The following is a 14,204-nucleotide window of genomic DNA, read 5'->3' on the forward strand; positions in this document are numbered from 1 at the left end:
AATGGAAGTTCCGCGCCGTCGGCCAGGGCTACGCGAGCGGCCTGCGCGGCATCGCGTCGGACTTCGGCGTCAACGTCTGACACCCGCCCCGCACCGCACCACCGGGCACCCGGACCGGCCCAGCCACCCGTCGGCTGAGCCGGTCGTCCCATGTCCGCGTCGCCGCTCGCCGGCTGCCCGGGGTCGCCGAGGCCACCCATCTGCCCCTGGGGCTTCGGTGCGTACCCCTGGCGCGTGTCCGACGGCGGTACGACCTTGTTCGTGACCCTCGACCGGCCGGGGCACCGGCACACCGGGGACTCGCTCGAAGCCGCGTACGCGGGGGCCTCCGCCCTGGCTGGAAGGCCGGACGCCGACCGAGGCGCAGGCGGGGGGGAACTCGGGCGGGATCAGAATCGTTGCATCGGCACAGACGATGCACGAGGAGCCACCCTTTGTCCGCCAGCTCGACGGACCCGGACCCCCCGGGGCACTGTCCCCGACCGCCCCGCCCTTTCCCTGCCGGCGCCCGGCGACCAACTGAGGCAGGCGGCCCCGGCACCCGGCGGGGTGGTGTTCGATGAGTGCCGTGCTCGGCCTGCTCGCCGTTCTCGTCCTGACCGCGGGCACCGGCTATTTCGTCGCCCAGGAGTTCGCCTACGTCTCCGTGGACCGGCTCGCGCTCGCCCGTGCGGCCGACGCGGGCGACCGGCGCGCCGCCCGTGCCCTGCAAGTCCTCGAGCGGCTCTCCTTCATGCTGTCGGGGGCGCAGCTCGGCATCACGGTCACCGGGCTCGTCGTCGGCTTCCTTGCCGAGCCGTCCGTGTCCACGCTGCTCAAACCGGCCCTGACCGGCATGGGGCTGCCCGAGGGCGCCGTCACCGGCGTCTCCGTCGCGCTGGCCTTCGTGCTCGCCACCGTGATCCAGATGGTCCTCGGCGAGCTGGCGCCGAAGAACCTCGCCATCGCCGTGCCCGAACGCCTCGCCAAGTCCCTCGCCGCCTCCACGCTCGCCTACCTGAAGGTCGTGGGACCGGTGGTGCGGATCTTCGACGGGGCCGCGAACCGTCTCCTTCGCCGGGTGGGCATCGAGCCCGTGGAGGAGCTGCACCACGGCGCGTCCCTGGCGGAGCTCGGCCACCTCATCGGCGAGTCCCACGAGCGCGGTGAGCTGCCCAAGGACACCGCCGACCTCCTCGACCACGCCCTGGCGTTCTCCGATCGCACCCTGGACGAGGTGATGGTGCCGCGCGTCGACGCCGTCTTCGTGCGCAAGGACGCGAGCACCGCCGAAGCCGTCGAGCTCATCGCCCGGCACGGCCACTCCAACTACCCGGTGCTCGGCGACCACCCCGACGACGTCACCGGTGTCCTCGGCGTGCGCGAGCTGATGCGGACCGCGGGGCACCACCTCCCCGGCGCCACCGCCGCCGCCCTCGCCCGGCAGCCCCTGCTGCTCCCCGACACGCTCGAACTTCCGCACGCCGTGCGGCAGATGCGGGCGCGCGACGACGAGTTCGCCGTCGTCCTCGACGAGCACGGCGGCGTCGCGGGCATCGTCACGTACGAGGACATCGCCGAGGAGCTCGTCGGCGACATCGCCGACGAGAGCGACGAAGTGGTGCACGTCGCCGTGCGCGACGGCGGCGGCTGGCTGGTGGACGCGGGCCGGCGCCTCGACGAGGTGGCCGACGCCACCGGCGTCCAGTTGCCGGAGGAGGACGACTACGACACCGTGGCGGGTCTGATCGTGGACCGGCTCGGCCGCTTCCCCGCCGTCGGCGACCGCCTCACGCTGCGCCTGCCCGACGGCTTCGACGCGGTCGTGGACGTACGCGCTCTGGACCGGCACGTCCCCGCGCGCGTACGCCTGGAGCGGCTGCCCGAGGCGGATCAGCACCCGGACGCACGCACCGACGGGCCGGACGCGCGGGTCGATGGGCCGCACGCACGCACCGACGGGCCGCACGCACAAGCCGACGGGCCGCACGCACGCACCGACGGGCCGCACGCGCGGGCCGATGGGCCGGACGCACGCACCGACCGAGGGGAGGCTCGCTCATGAGCTTCCCCCTGGCGGTGTTCGTCACCGTCGTGCTGCTGATCGGCAGCGGCTTCTTCGTCGCCGCCGAGTTCGCGCTCGTCGCCGCCCGCCGCCACCGCGTGGAGAAGGCGGTGGCCGAGGGCAGGCGCGGCGCCAAGGCGGTCCTCGCGGGCATGCGCGAGCTCTCCCTGATGCTGGCGGGCGCCCAGCTCGGCATCACCGTCTGCACCCTGGGCCTCGGCTCCGTGTCCAAGCCCGCCATCTCCCACGAACTCGACCCGCTGCTGCACCGCCTTGGCCTGCCGAGCGGCCTGAGTTACGGCGTCTCCTTCGCCGTCGCGATGATCGTCGTGGTGTTCCTGCACATGGTGCTCGGCGAGATGGCGCCCAAGTCATGGGCCATTGCCCACCCCGAGCGGTCCGCGATGCTGCTGACCCCCGCCTTCCGTGCGACGGTGACCGCCGTGCGGCCGCTCATCCGGGTGCTCGACCGGATGAGCAACAGCCTGGTGCGCCTGTGCCGGGTCGAGCCGCGCGACGAGCTGACCTCGGTGCACAACCGCGAGCAGCTCACGCATCTCGTCGCCGAGTCCCGGCGGCTCGGCCTGATCAGCCAGGACGACTCCGAGCTGATCATCCGCTCCCTCACCGAGCCGCTCACCCCGGTCGGCGACTTGCAGACCCCCGCCGCGGACGCCGTCGCCGTCGAGGCCGACGCCCGCCCCGACGACGTCCTGCGCACGGCGGCGGAGCACGACCGCACCCGGCTGCTCGTCCGCGACGGGGGCACCGTGCTCGGGTCGGTGCACGCCAGGGACGCCCTGGTGGCCCGGGCGCGGGGCCGGGGCACCAGCGCCCGCGAGCTGGCCCGCCCGCTGCCCGAACTCCCGGCGGACACCCCGCTCGCCCACGCGGTGGAACAACTGCGCCACCGCCGCGCCTCGCTCGCCCTGGTCTGCGACGACTCGGGCCGCCTCACGGGCATGGTCACCCTGGACGACCTGCTCGCCCGCTACCTGAAGCCCGCGGCCTCCCCCGGTCGGCCCTGACCCGACCCGTTCCGGCACCTGGCCCGGCGCCGGACTCACTTCATCCACTCGTCCTCGTACGCCGCGTACGTCCCGTCATGCGTGGCCAGATGCACGAACTGGTCGACGTACTCCTTGAACTGCGCGTCACCGCGCGGCAGGGCGTACGCCTTCTCGGCGAAGGTGAACGGCTTGTCGGGGTGCAGTGCGCACAGTTCGGGGTGGATTGTGGACTGGTAGCGGGTTTCACTGGCGTCGGTCATCATCACGTCGGCCCGGCCGTCGACTATCTCCTTGAAGATGGTGGTGTTGTCGGGGTGCAGCGTGAGGGTGGCCCGCTTGATGTGGGTGCGGGCGAACTGCTCGTTGGTGCCGCCCGGGTTGACAATCACCTTGGTGCCGGGCTTGTCGATGTCGGCGAGCCAGCCGTCACCGAACCTCTCCTTGTCCGCGCAGCGCACTATGGGCGTCTTGCCGTCCTTACGCGTCGGTTCGCTGAAGGCGACCTTGCGGGCGCGCGGCAGGGTGATGGAGACACCGCCGACGGCTGTGTCGCAGCGCCCGTCCGCCACGTCGTCGGCGAGCTCCTTCCAGGTGGTGGCGACGAACTTCGGCCGGGCGTCCAGGGACTTGGCGAGGTCCTTGGCCATCTTGACGTCGATGCCGCTGTAGGTGCCGTCGGCTTCCCGGTGCGTGAAGGGGCGGTAGTCGCCGGTCGTGCACACGCGCAGGACGCCCTTGCGGGGGACGGAGTCCAGGAGGCTGCCGCCCTTGTCTGCGGGCTTCGGGTGCCGGGCTGCGTCGGGTGCGGCGGGCGCGGCGGCCGTGACGGCGAGCAGGCAGACCAGGGCGGACAGGGTGGCGGCACCCTTCATACGGACGATTCCTCTCTCGGGCGTCAGGGCTCTGGTGTGAGGTTCTTGGCGTGAGGCTCCTGGCCTCAGGTCTCTGGCGTCAGGCGCGGTACGGGGTGAGCGGCGGCAGGTGGACCGCCGTCAGGCGGGGGCCCTCGCCATCTTCGTACGCGTCCTCGTCGAAGGGGAACATCGGCCGCTCCACCCGGTGGTGGCCGAGCCGTTTCAGGTCCTGGTCGACGCCGCCCGGAGTGAGGGCGAGCAGCCAGTCGGCCGCCATGTCGTACAGCTCCGGCTCCAGGTAGCCGATCTTGACCACGACCAGGTCGAACGTCCGCGGGTCGATGCCGAGGCCGTCCTCGCCCTGGCCCATGAAGTCGGCGAGCGTGTGGAAGGGCTTGCGGCGCTCGACGAGGATCACGGTGAGACCGCCCACGCGGACCGCCGCCATGTCCACGCCCCGGTCGTAGGCGCCGCCCTCGGCCCGGTCCTTCTGGTCGGCGGCGCGCTGCAACGCCACGACGGTTCCGGTGAGTTCGCGGGGCCCGCCGTGGTTCGTGTCGACCTTGCCGCCGACGGACAGCGTCACCTCCGCGCCGACGCCCGCGGCGAAGCAGTGGGCGACCGCCACCGGGTCGGTGATGCCGGGGTGGACGGCGGTGACATCGCCGGAGCGGATCGCGTCGTTCTCCAGGAGCTTGCCGAGCATGTACGCGAGGTCGCCCGCTCCGCCCGCCGTCGGGTTGTCGCCGGAGTCACTGATGAGGAACGGCCGCTTCGATGAGGCGACAGCCCTGGCGACGCACTCCTGCGCGTCACCGGTCGGGCCCACGAAGGCGAAGTCGCGCCGGGCCTGCCAGTAGCGGCGGGCCAGCTTCCCCGCCTCGGCGGCGGCCAGTTCGGCGTCGTCGCCGGTGACGACGATGGCGGCCTGGCAGCGCGGCTCGTCCGCCCAGGCGTAGCCGACCCACATCGCCGCGTCGAGGATGCCGGGCAGCCGTTCGATCCCGGCGAGCGAGGCGTACAGGGACTTGGCGGGTTCCAGGCGGGTGCTGGTCTTCTCGCCCGGCAGCAGGACCGGGACCTGCACCCAGGCGCGGTGCGGCCGCGTGCCCTCGCGCAGACAGCGCACCAGGTTGCGGGCGGCGCGCTCACGGGTCTCCCAGGCGTCCTCGTGCGGGGCGAGCCGGTGCGCGGTGAGCAGGTCGACCGGGGCCGCGAAGCGGTAGGAGACATTGCCGTGCAGGTCCATGGCCGCGGAGATCATGGGGCGGTGCCCGGTCCCGCCGGGGACGCTGTTCGATGTGGCGCCGGGGACGCTGCCCGGTGCCCCGCCGGGGGCCCGGTTCGGTGCGCCGCCCGGGACGCCGTCCGCCGCGCCGATGAGGGCGCCCTCACCGCCGCCATCCGGTGTGCCGACGAAGTCCAGGGCCGCGCGCACCGCTTCGGTCAGGTCCGCCTCCGCGTCGGTGAGGCCGACGACGCTCATGGCGCCGTGGATGTCGTACACGAGGCCGTCGAGCGGACCCGCCCGCCGGATGCGGGTGACCAGCTCGTCCTTCAGGGTCAGATACGACTCGGCCTCCACCGGGCCGCCGGGCAGCGCCGTCGCGTGCAGCAGCGGTACCCACTCGACGAGGTCGGCCAGGTCAGAGTCGGGCGCCGTCCACGTGTAGCGGTCGAGGAGTTCCTGGCCCCGGGTCCGGCGGAAGTCGTCGGCGACGGAGCGGTGCGGGCAGAACGTGGAGGACTCGATACCGATGCCGCCGATGCCGATGCGCAGGCGGCGGTGCGTGACGGCGGGGGCGGCCGACGTGGCTGCCGTCACGGCCGGGGTCACGGCCGGGGTCACGGCCGGGGTCACGGCCGGGGTCACGGTCATGCGGGTGCGCTCTCTTCCTGGGCGGAGGGGTCGGACGGTGCCGGGTGGGCGGTGGCGGGGTCCCGGGGCGGGGGGCCGGTCGCGAGGTGGCGGCGCAGGGCGGTGAGGCCCACGCCGAGCAGGCCCGCGTCCGGTCCCGTCACCGTGGTGGTGATCTCCAGGTCCGCCGTGGCCACGGGCAGGCAGCGCTCGTACAGGACGCCGCGGACGGCCGCGACCAGCGGTTCCGCGGTGGCGAGCACTCCGCCGAGCGCCACGGCCTGGGGGTTGAAGAAGTTCACGACGACGGACAGCACGGCGCCGATGTGCCGTCCCGCGGTGCGCACCAGGGTGGTGGCCCGCGGGTCGCCGTCCGCGACCAGGCGGAGCAGCTCGCCGGTGGTGGTCACGTCGACGCCGTGGTGGGCGAGTTCACGGATGAGGGCGGCGCCGCTCGCGACGGTCTCCAGGCAGCCGATGTTCCCGCAACTGCACGGCCGGTCACCGGCCTCCTCGACGCGTACGTGGCTGATGTCGCCGGCCGCGCCGTTGGCGCCGTCGTGCGGGCGGCCCGCCGCGATGACGCCGCTGCCGATGCCTCGTCCCGCCTTCACGACGACCATGTGGTCGAGGTCGGGACGGGCGACGGAGTGCTCGCCGACGGCCATCATCGTCGCGTCGTTCCCGACGGTCACGGGCAGGCCCACGCGCTCTTCGAGAACCTCGCGCAGCGGATAGCGGTGCCAGCCGGGCATCCGGGACGGGCTCAGGACGCGGCCGTCGCCGGGACGCACCGGGCCGGGGAAGGCGACGCCGAGGGCGCGCACCTGGCGGCCCGCGGCGCGCTCGCGCCCGGCGAGTTCGGTGACGCGCTCGCACAGCCAGTCGACGGCGGACTCCGGGCCCGCGGTGATGTCGTGCGGCAGGTCCGCGGTGTCACGGACGGTGCCGTCGAGGTCGACCGCGCCGAGCCGGGCGTGGTGGCTGCCGAGGTCGGCGGCGAGCGCGAGCCCGCCCTGCGGGCGCACCCGGAGCAGCCGGGGGCGGCGCCCGCCGCGCGACACGCCCTCACCGGACTCGGACAGCACCCCCGCGGCGACCAGGTCCTGGACGCGCAGCGACACGGTGGACGGCGCGAGCCCCAGCTCCCGCACCAGGTCGGCCCGCGAGGAGGCCGCGCCCGAGGACACCAGGTGCACGATGTGCTGCGCCGACCCGGGCTCGCCGTGTGCAGTGCCCGCCATACCGCCCCCGTAGGTTCGATGAGTTGTTTCGAGTGCGAGCCGAAGACTAGGTCGCCTCGAAGGAAGTTGACCACCCCTTTCGTAAAAGGCGGCCCAACTCCTGAGCTTCCGCGGCTTCTGCCGAACGAAGCCCTTGACTTGCTTTTCCTCACAGGCCTAGCGTTCGGGCCTCCCTACCGCTCACGTGTACGGATCCGGTCCCGGCAGTTCCTGGAGGCCCACCACCATGCGCTCACTCAAGGCGGCGGCGGCCGCCGTCCTCGTGCTCGCGGCCCTCACGGGCTGCACCCGTGAGGGCGGCCGCGTCGACATGGGTCCGACCGGCGGCGTTCCGGTCGAGGGCGGCACCGCGACCATGGCCCTGCCGCCCAACGCGACGCCCAACTGGATCTTCCCGATCGGCCCGCCCGGCTACGGCGCCTCGTACAACGCCGGTATTCAGTTCCTGCTGTTCATGCCGGTGTACGACGCCGTGCTCGACCGGAAGAACGGCGAGCTGACCACGCACGGCCCGAGCACCCTGGGCCTTCAGCCGCGCTACTCCGACGGGAACAAGACCGTCACGCTGCCGCTGCGCAAGGGCGTCAAGTGGTCCGACGGCAAGCCGGTCACGGCCCGTGACCTGGAGTTCTGGTTCAACCTCGTCAAGGCCAACAAGGCGCAGTGGGGTGCCTACTCGGTCGGCACCATGCCGGACAACATCAAGGCGTTCGAGACGGTGGACGACCACACCGTGCGGCTGCGTCTCGACCGGGCGTACAACCCGGACTGGTTCACCGCCAACCAGCTCACGCGGATGCGCGCGCTGCCGCAGCACGCGTGGGGCGCACGCATCGACGGCGGTCCCGTCGGCGACTTCGACCGCATCGAGAAGGGCGCGAAGGAGGTCTTCGCCCGCCTCACCCGGCACGGCAAGAGCCTCGGTTCCTACGGTTCCGACCCGCTGTGGAAGACCGTCAACGGCCCCTGGAAGCTGGCGGGCTGGCGGGACAGCGGCCAGGTCACCATCGTGCCGAACGAGAAGTTCACCGGGCCGCAGTCCGAGCGCCCGCACCTGGACAAGGTCGTCTTCAAGCCCTTCACCACCGCCGACTCCGAGTACAACGTGCTGCGCTCGGGCGGTGTCGACTACGGCTACATCCCGCCGTCGGTGATGGCGCAGAAGGGCAGGTTCGAGGACAAGGGCTACCGCGTCGACCCGTGGGAGGGCTGGGCGGCCACGTACATCGTCTACAACTTCAACTCCACGCACGCGGGCCCGCTCATGCGTCAGCTCTACATCCGGCAGGCGATGCAGCACCTCGTCGACCAGAAGGCGATGAGCGACGTCATCTGGCAGGGCAGCGCGACCCCGACGCTCGGCCCCGTACCGGTCACGCCGAAGAGCCAGTACCTGTCGAAGGCGATGGAGCGCGACCGCTATCCGTTCTCGGTGGCGAAGGCGAAGTCCCTGCTCACGGCACGCGGCTGGGAGACGAGGGACGGCACCGCGCGCTGCGTACGCCCCGGCGCGGGCGCGGACCGGTGCGGCGAGGGCATCGAGGGGAACGACCCCCTGGAGCTGACGCTGCTCTCGCAGTCGGGCTCCACGGAGACGACGAACATGATGCAGGAACTCAAGTCGTCGCTCTCCAAGGCGGGCATCGACCTCACCGTGCGCCAGCAGCCGCTCAACTCGGTGCTCGGCAATTCCGTGCCGTGCACGGCGAAGGACCCCGGCTGCGACTGGGACATGTCCTTCTTCGGCACGGCGGGCAGTTGGTACTACCCGCTCAACCCCAGCGGCGAGCAGTTGTTCTCCACCGGGGCGTCCGCCAACTTCGGCAACTACAGCGACAAGAAGGCCGACCGCGTCATCCGGGCGGTGCAGTACTCCCCCGACATGAAGGCCGTGCACGAGTACGGCGAGTACCTGGCGGAACAGTTGCCGGTGATGTGGATGCCCAACCCCGCGTACCAGGTCTCCGTGATCCGCAACGACCTGCGGGGCATCGAGCAGAACCCGACGGTCACGTTCTCCCCGCAGGACTGGTACTTCGTCAAGCACGCCGACAAGAGCGACAAGAACGACAAGAAGAACGCCGACAAGAAGGAGGCCGACCAGTGACCGGCTTTCTGGTCAAGCGCTTCCTGCAGGCGCTCGTCGTCCTCTTCCTCGTGTCGATCATCGTCTTCGTGCTGCTGCACATGCTGCCGGGCGGCCCGGCGCGGGCGATCCTCGGCCCGAAGGGCACACCGCAGCAGATCACCGACTTCAACCACCAGCAGGGGTACGACCGTTCCCTGCCGACGCAGTACTTCATGTACCTGAAGCGGCTGTTCACCGGCGATCTCGGGGACTCGTACAAACTCAACTCGCCCGTCTTCGAGCTCCTCAAGCAGCGGCTGCCGAAAACCCTGCTCCTGACGGTCCTGTCCACCGTGCTCGCCGTCGTCATCGCGATCCCCCTGGGCCTGCTCCAGGCCGTGCGGCGCGGCAAGGCGTCGGACTACGCGCTCACGGGGCTCGCGTTCCTGCTGTACGCGACGCCGGTGTTCTTCCTCGGCCTCGTCATGATCATCCTGTTCGCGCAGGTGCTGCCGGTCCTCCCGGCCGAGGCACCGCAGGGCGAGTCCGTCGGCGAACTCCTGAGCGAGTTCTCCGGCCTGGTCCTGCCGGTGGTGACGATGGCGTTCGGCATCGTGGCGATGTTCAGCCGCTATATGCGCTCGGCGGTCCTTGACAACCTCACCGAGGACTACGTCCGCACCGCCATGGCCAAGGGACAGTCGAACCGCCGCATCATGGTCCGGCACGTCCTGCGCAACGCCCTGATCCCGCTCGCGACGCTCCTCGGCCTCTATCTGCCGACGCTGTTCAGCGGCGCCCTCGTCGTCGAGTCGATGTTCAACTACCCCGGCATGGGACTGCTTTTCTGGAACGCGGCCCAGGGCTCGGACTTCCCCGTGCTCCTCGGCGTGACGCTGGTCGTCGGCATCGCCACCGTCATCGGCTCGCTCCTCACGGACGTCCTGTACGCCGTCCTCGACCCCCGGATACGGAGCGTGGCATGACCTCCGCGGCCCCCACGAGCACCCCCGTCACCGCACCGGGCCACGAGGAGGCGGCCCGGGCCACACCCTCCCTTGCCCGCCGCACCCTGGACGTCTTCACCGGCAACAAGCTCGCCCTCACCGGTGTCGTCCTGCTCGCGCTGCTCCTCCTGTTCAGCTATGTCGGCCCGCTCCTGTACGACACCGAGCAGACCCACACCGACCTCTCCCGCGCCAACCTCTCCCCCGGCACCGAGGGCCATCTGCTCGGCACCACCGACCTCGGCTACGACATGGTGGGCCGCCTGATGGTCGCGGGACAGACGTCGCTGGAGATCGGCTTGGCCGCGGGGCTCCTCGCCACGCTCTTCGGGACGGTGTACGGCGCCGTCTCCGGCTACTTCGGCGGCTGGGTGGACGCCGCGTTGATGCGGATCACCGACGCGGCCCTCGCGATCCCCGCGATGTTCCTGCTCGTCGTGGTCGCCGCGATCATCACACCCAGCAAGGGCGTCCTCATCCTCGTCATCGCCGCCGTCGCCTGGCTGTCCCCGGCGCGGCTCGTGCGCGGCGAGGCGCTGTCGCTGCGCAACCGCGAGTACGTGCAGGCGATGCGGATGATGGGCGGCGGTGGCGCCCGTGCCGTCTTCAAGCACATCGTGCCGAACGCCATCGGCACGGTCATCGTGAACTGCACCTTCCAGATCGCCGACGCCATCCTCTACGTCAGCTACCTGGCGTTCCTCGGACTCAGCATCCCGCCGCCCTCGGCCGACTGGGGGTCCATGCTGTCGGCAGGCATCACCTACACCCAGAACGGCTACTGGTGGCTGATCTTCCCGCCGGGCATCGCGATCGTCCTCGTCGTCGCCGCGTTCAACTTCATCGGCGACGGGCTGCGGGACGCCTTCGAAGTGCGGCTGCGCAAGTGACGGGCGACGCAGGCGACGGCAAGGGCACGGCCGCGGAAGCAAAGGACCACCCCGACATGACGGAACCACAGCTCGACATGACGGAACCACAGGTCACCGACGCCCGGCCCGGCGCCCCCGGGCCGCTGCTCAGCATCGAGGGGCTGCATGTCGACATCGCCTCGCGCGACCGCACCGTGCACGCGCTCGACGGTGTCTCCCTCGACCTCGCACCCGGCGAGGCCCTCGGCATCGTCGGCGAGTCCGGCTGCGGCAAGACCATGACCGCGCTGAGCGTCCTCGGCCTGCTGCCGCCCGGCGGTCGTGTCACCGGCGGCCGGATCCTCTTCGACGGCGAGGACCTGGCCACCGCGTCCGCGCCGACCCTTCAGAACGTCCGCGGCAACACCGTGGGCATGGTGTTCCAGGACCCGCTGACCTCGCTCAACCCCACGATGCCCATCGGCGCGCAGGTGGCGGAGCCACTGCTCCTGCACCGTGCGGACCTGGGCAGGAAGGAGGCGTGGGCGCGGGCCCACGACATGCTGCGGCTCGTCGGCATGCCCCAGCCCGCCGAGCGCATGAAGGCCTATCCGCACCAGTTGTCGGGCGGCATGCGCCAGCGCGTGGCGATCGCGATGGCCCTGGTGTGCGAGCCGAAGCTGCTCATCGCCGACGAGCCGACGACCGCGCTCGACGTCACCACGCAGCACCAGATCCTGGAACTCATCGACTCCCTGCGCGCAACCCTCGGCATGGCGATGATCCTCGTCACCCACGACCTGGGGGTCATCGCCAACCGCGTCGACCGGGTCGCGGTGATGTACGCGGGCCGCGTCGCCGAACAGGCGCCCGTACGCGCGTTGTTCGCCCGCCCCCGGCACCGCTACACGGAGGCCCTGTTCGCCGCTCTCCCCGAGCGGGCGGCGGAGCGGGGCACCGAGCTGCACACCATTTTGGGGCTCCCGCCAAGCCTCACGACGCGACCCACGGGGTGCCGGTTCGCACCGCGCTGCGCGTTCGCCACGGACGCCTGCCGGGAGCGGGAGCCCGACCTGGCCGCGGACGCGGAGCTCGGCGCGGGGGCGGACGCGGGCCTCGGCGCGGAGGCGGGCGCGGCGCACCGGTTCGCGTGCTTCCACCCGGTGCCGTACGGTGACGCGCCCGCCGAAGAGGTCGTCACGCCGCCGCCCGCCGCGGCCACCGAGCCCGGCGGCGTCCTGCTCCGCCTGGACGCGCTGACCAAGGAGTTCCCGCTGCCCGGCGGCCCGTTCGGGCGCCGCCGCGGCACGGTGAGCGCCGTCGGCGGGGTCTCGCTCACCGTCCGCAGGGGCGAGACGTACGGCATGGTCGGCGAGTCCGGCTGCGGCAAGACGACCCTCGGCCGGATCGTGGCGGGCCTGGAGGAGCCGACGGCGGGCACGGTCCGCTTCGACGGACGCGACCTGGCCGGTCTCACCCGCGCGGAGCGCCGCGCCCACCGGCGCCGCATCCAGTTGATGTTCCAGGACTCGACGGCCGCGATGGACCCGCGCATGCGGGTCGGAGAGATCCTGCGCGAGCCGCTGGTCATCCAGGGCGTGGGCAGCCGCGCCGACCGGGAGCGGCGCACCGCCGAACTCCTGGACGCCGTGGGCCTGCCGCGCGGCGCCGTACACCGCTACCCGCACGAGTTCTCCGGCGGCCAGCGCCAGCGCCTCGGCCTCGCACGGGCGTTGACGCTCTCGCCGGACCTGGTGGTGGCGGACGAGCCGGTGTCGGCGCTCGACGTGTCGGTGCAGGCACAGATCCTCAATCTCATGCGGGAGCTCCAGCGCGAGCACGGCCTGACGTATCTGTTCATCTCGCACGACCTCGCGGTGATCCGGCACCTCGCGGACACCGTCGGCGTCATGTACCTGGGCAAACTCGTGGAGTCCGGCCCCGCCGAGCGGGTGTACGCCAGCCCGCTGCACCCCTACACCCGTGGCCTGCTCGACACGGTGAACGTGCCCGACCCGGCGGCGGCGTCCGCCGCGGACCGGGCGCCGCTGAGCGGTGAGACCCCGTCCGCGTCGAGGCCCCCTTCGGGCTGTCGCTTCCGCACCCGCTGCCCGCTCGCTCAGGAGGTGTGCGCGACGACGGAGCCGCCGGTGACGACACCGAGCGGCGAGGGCCACCAGGTCGCATGTCACTTCCCGCTCACCGCGTCTCGGCTAACGTCGGTCGTATGAACGACGTGGCGACCCCGCGCGCGGGGACCGGCGGTGGCGACGGCATCGCCGCCGCCCTTGCCCGCGAAACCCTGGTCCTCGACGGCGGTCTGTCCAACCAACTGGAGGCCGCGGGCCACGACCTGTCCGACGCCCTGTGGTCGGCGCGGCTGCTCGCCGAACGGCCCGACGCGGTGCGGGCGGCGCACCTGGCGTACTACGAGGCGGGCGCCGACGTCGTCACCACGGCCAGCTACCAGGCCACGTTCGAGGGCTTCGCGCGGTACGGCGTCGACGTGGTCAGCACGGCCGAGCTGCTGCGGCTCAGCGTCACACTGGCGCGCGAGGCCGCGGCGGCGACGCACACGGACCGTCCCCTGTGGGTCGCGGCGTCGGCGGGCCCGTACGGCGCGATGCTCGCCGACGGCTCCGAGTACCGCGGCCGCTACGGCCTGTCGGTGGCCGACCTGGAGCGCTTCCACCGCCCCCGCCTCGAAGTCCTGTCCGACGCGGCACCCGACGTGCTCGCCCTGGAGACCGTGCCCGACACCGACGAGGCCCGTGCCCTGCTGCGCGCGGTGCGCGGCCTCGGCGTGCCCGTCTGGCTTTCGTACACCGTGGTGGGCGCCCGCACCCGGGCCGGGCAGCCACTCACGGAGGCGTTCGCGCTCGCCGCCGAATCCGACGAGGTCGTCGCGGTGGGCGTCAACTGCTGCGACCCGCGCGACGCGGACACCGCCGTCCCCCTGGCCGCCCGCGTCACGGGCAGGCCCGTCGTGGTCTACCCCAACTCCGGTGAGACCTGGGACGCCACCACCCGCTCCTGGCAGGGCCCCGACCGCTTCGCCCCGCAGCGGGCGGACGGCTGGCGCGCCGCGGGCGCACGGATCGTCGGCGGCTGCTGCCGGGTGGGTCCGGCGGCAATCGCGCAGGTGGCGCGCGAGATCCACGGCTGACCCGCGCCCTGACCTGGGCAGACACGGTTCCCGGGCGTCGTTGTCAGTGGCTGGGTGCACACTGAGCCGTACCTGAGACAACGTCGTCCGGAAGGTGCCAGT

11 protein-coding genes are annotated in these 14,204 nt (G+C 72.2%); 8 read left to right on the forward strand and 3 right to left on the reverse strand.

Going from position 1 to position 14,204, the window contains the following annotated elements:
* From IG78_RS48255 to IG78_RS0122535, 3 genes are all read left to right on the forward strand, one after another.
* Nucleotides 1-80 (forward strand): TerD family protein (locus IG78_RS48255; protein ID WP_249926131.1); only part of this gene is annotated, 80 nt, incomplete at its 5' end.
* Nucleotides 81-559: 479 nt separating this feature from the next.
* Complete coding sequence (locus IG78_RS0122530) at nucleotides 560-2,044, forward strand: hemolysin family protein (RefSeq protein ID WP_078964890.1); 1,485 nt, start codon at nucleotides 560-562, stop codon at nucleotides 2,042-2,044.
* Nucleotides 2,041-3,072, forward strand: coding sequence for a hemolysin family protein (locus IG78_RS0122535; RefSeq protein ID WP_030566022.1), 1,032 nt, complete (start codon nucleotides 2,041-2,043; stop codon nucleotides 3,070-3,072). The genes IG78_RS0122530 and IG78_RS0122535 overlap by 4 nt, the downstream gene beginning before the upstream one ends.
* A 35-nt stretch (nucleotides 3,073-3,107) precedes the next feature.
* Here IG78_RS0122535 and IG78_RS0122540 read toward each other — a convergent pair whose 3' ends face one another.
* The 3 genes from IG78_RS0122540 to IG78_RS0122550 all read right to left on the reverse strand — a co-directional run bounded on the left by IG78_RS0122540 (nucleotide 3,108) and on the right by IG78_RS0122550 (nucleotide 7,010).
* The gene (locus IG78_RS0122540) at nucleotides 3,108-3,926 is read right to left on the reverse strand and encodes a transporter substrate-binding domain-containing protein (protein ID WP_030566023.1); all 819 of its coding nucleotides are present in this window, start codon (nucleotides 3,924-3,926) and stop codon (nucleotides 3,108-3,110) included.
* Between the two features lie 79 nt (nucleotides 3,927-4,005).
* The gene (locus tag IG78_RS42530; protein WP_037685222.1) at nucleotides 4,006-5,688 is read right to left on the reverse strand and encodes a M81 family metallopeptidase; all 1,683 of its coding nucleotides are present in this window, start codon (nucleotides 5,686-5,688) and stop codon (nucleotides 4,006-4,008) included.
* A 95-nt stretch (nucleotides 5,689-5,783) separates the two neighbouring features.
* Nucleotides 5,784-7,010, reverse strand: a complete 1,227-nt coding sequence (locus IG78_RS0122550; protein ID WP_030566027.1) for an ROK family transcriptional regulator — start codon at nucleotides 7,008-7,010, stop codon at nucleotides 5,784-5,786.
* Between the two features lie 226 nt (nucleotides 7,011-7,236).
* Here IG78_RS0122550 and IG78_RS0122555 point away from each other — a divergent pair, with 226 nt between their 5' ends.
* Genes IG78_RS0122555 through mmuM form a run of 5 tightly spaced genes read left to right on the forward strand, consistent with a single transcriptional unit; the run spans nucleotide 7,237 to nucleotide 14,102 of the window.
* Nucleotides 7,237-9,117 (forward strand): peptide ABC transporter substrate-binding protein, encoded by a 1,881-nt coding sequence (locus tag IG78_RS0122555; protein WP_051852854.1) that lies wholly within the window; start codon nucleotides 7,237-7,239, stop codon nucleotides 9,115-9,117.
* On the forward strand, nucleotides 9,114-10,064 hold the full coding sequence (locus tag IG78_RS0122560; protein ID WP_030566031.1) for an ABC transporter permease: 951 nt from the start codon (nucleotides 9,114-9,116) through the stop codon (nucleotides 10,062-10,064). Before IG78_RS0122555 ends, IG78_RS0122560 begins: the two co-directional genes overlap by 4 nt.
* Nucleotides 10,061-10,975, forward strand: a complete 915-nt coding sequence (locus IG78_RS0122565; RefSeq protein WP_030566032.1) for an ABC transporter permease — start codon at nucleotides 10,061-10,063, stop codon at nucleotides 10,973-10,975. The genes IG78_RS0122560 and IG78_RS0122565 overlap by 4 nt, the downstream gene beginning before the upstream one ends.
* A complete protein-coding gene (locus IG78_RS0122570) occupies nucleotides 10,972-13,167 on the forward strand; it encodes an ABC transporter ATP-binding protein (RefSeq protein ID WP_430739048.1) in 2,196 nt (731 codons plus the stop codon). The genes IG78_RS0122565 and IG78_RS0122570 overlap by 4 nt, the downstream gene beginning before the upstream one ends.
* Nucleotides 13,164-14,102, forward strand: coding sequence for a homocysteine S-methyltransferase (mmuM, locus tag IG78_RS0122575; RefSeq protein WP_030566036.1), 939 nt, complete (start codon nucleotides 13,164-13,166; stop codon nucleotides 14,100-14,102). Before IG78_RS0122570 ends, mmuM begins: the two co-directional genes overlap by 4 nt.
* Nucleotides 14,103-14,204: the final 102 nt, after the last annotated feature.

The organism is Streptomyces aureocirculatus (assembly GCF_000720475.1).
GTDB classification, from domain to species: Bacteria; Actinomycetota; Actinomycetes; order Streptomycetales; family Streptomycetaceae; genus Streptomyces; species Streptomyces aureocirculatus.

What these genes read in the sequence shown, in the direction of transcription:
- IG78_RS0122550 (WP_030566027.1), bottom strand. Translation starts at nt 7,010, where the DNA reads ATGGCGGGCACTGCACACGGCGAGCCCGGGTCGGCGCAGCACATCGTG.
- IG78_RS0122530 (WP_078964890.1), top strand. Translation starts at nt 560, where the DNA reads ATGAGTGCCGTGCTCGGCCTGCTCGCCGTTCTCGTCCTGACCGCGGGC.
- mmuM (WP_030566036.1), top strand. Translation starts at nt 13,164, where the DNA reads ATGAACGACGTGGCGACCCCGCGCGCGGGGACCGGCGGTGGCGACGGC.
- IG78_RS0122555 (WP_051852854.1), top strand. Translation starts at nt 7,237, where the DNA reads ATGCGCTCACTCAAGGCGGCGGCGGCCGCCGTCCTCGTGCTCGCGGCC.
- IG78_RS0122565 (WP_030566032.1), top strand. Translation starts at nt 10,061, where the DNA reads ATGACCTCCGCGGCCCCCACGAGCACCCCCGTCACCGCACCGGGCCAC.
- IG78_RS0122535 (WP_030566022.1), top strand. Translation starts at nt 2,041, where the DNA reads ATGAGCTTCCCCCTGGCGGTGTTCGTCACCGTCGTGCTGCTGATCGGC.
- IG78_RS0122540 (WP_030566023.1), bottom strand. Translation starts at nt 3,926, where the DNA reads ATGAAGGGTGCCGCCACCCTGTCCGCCCTGGTCTGCCTGCTCGCCGTC.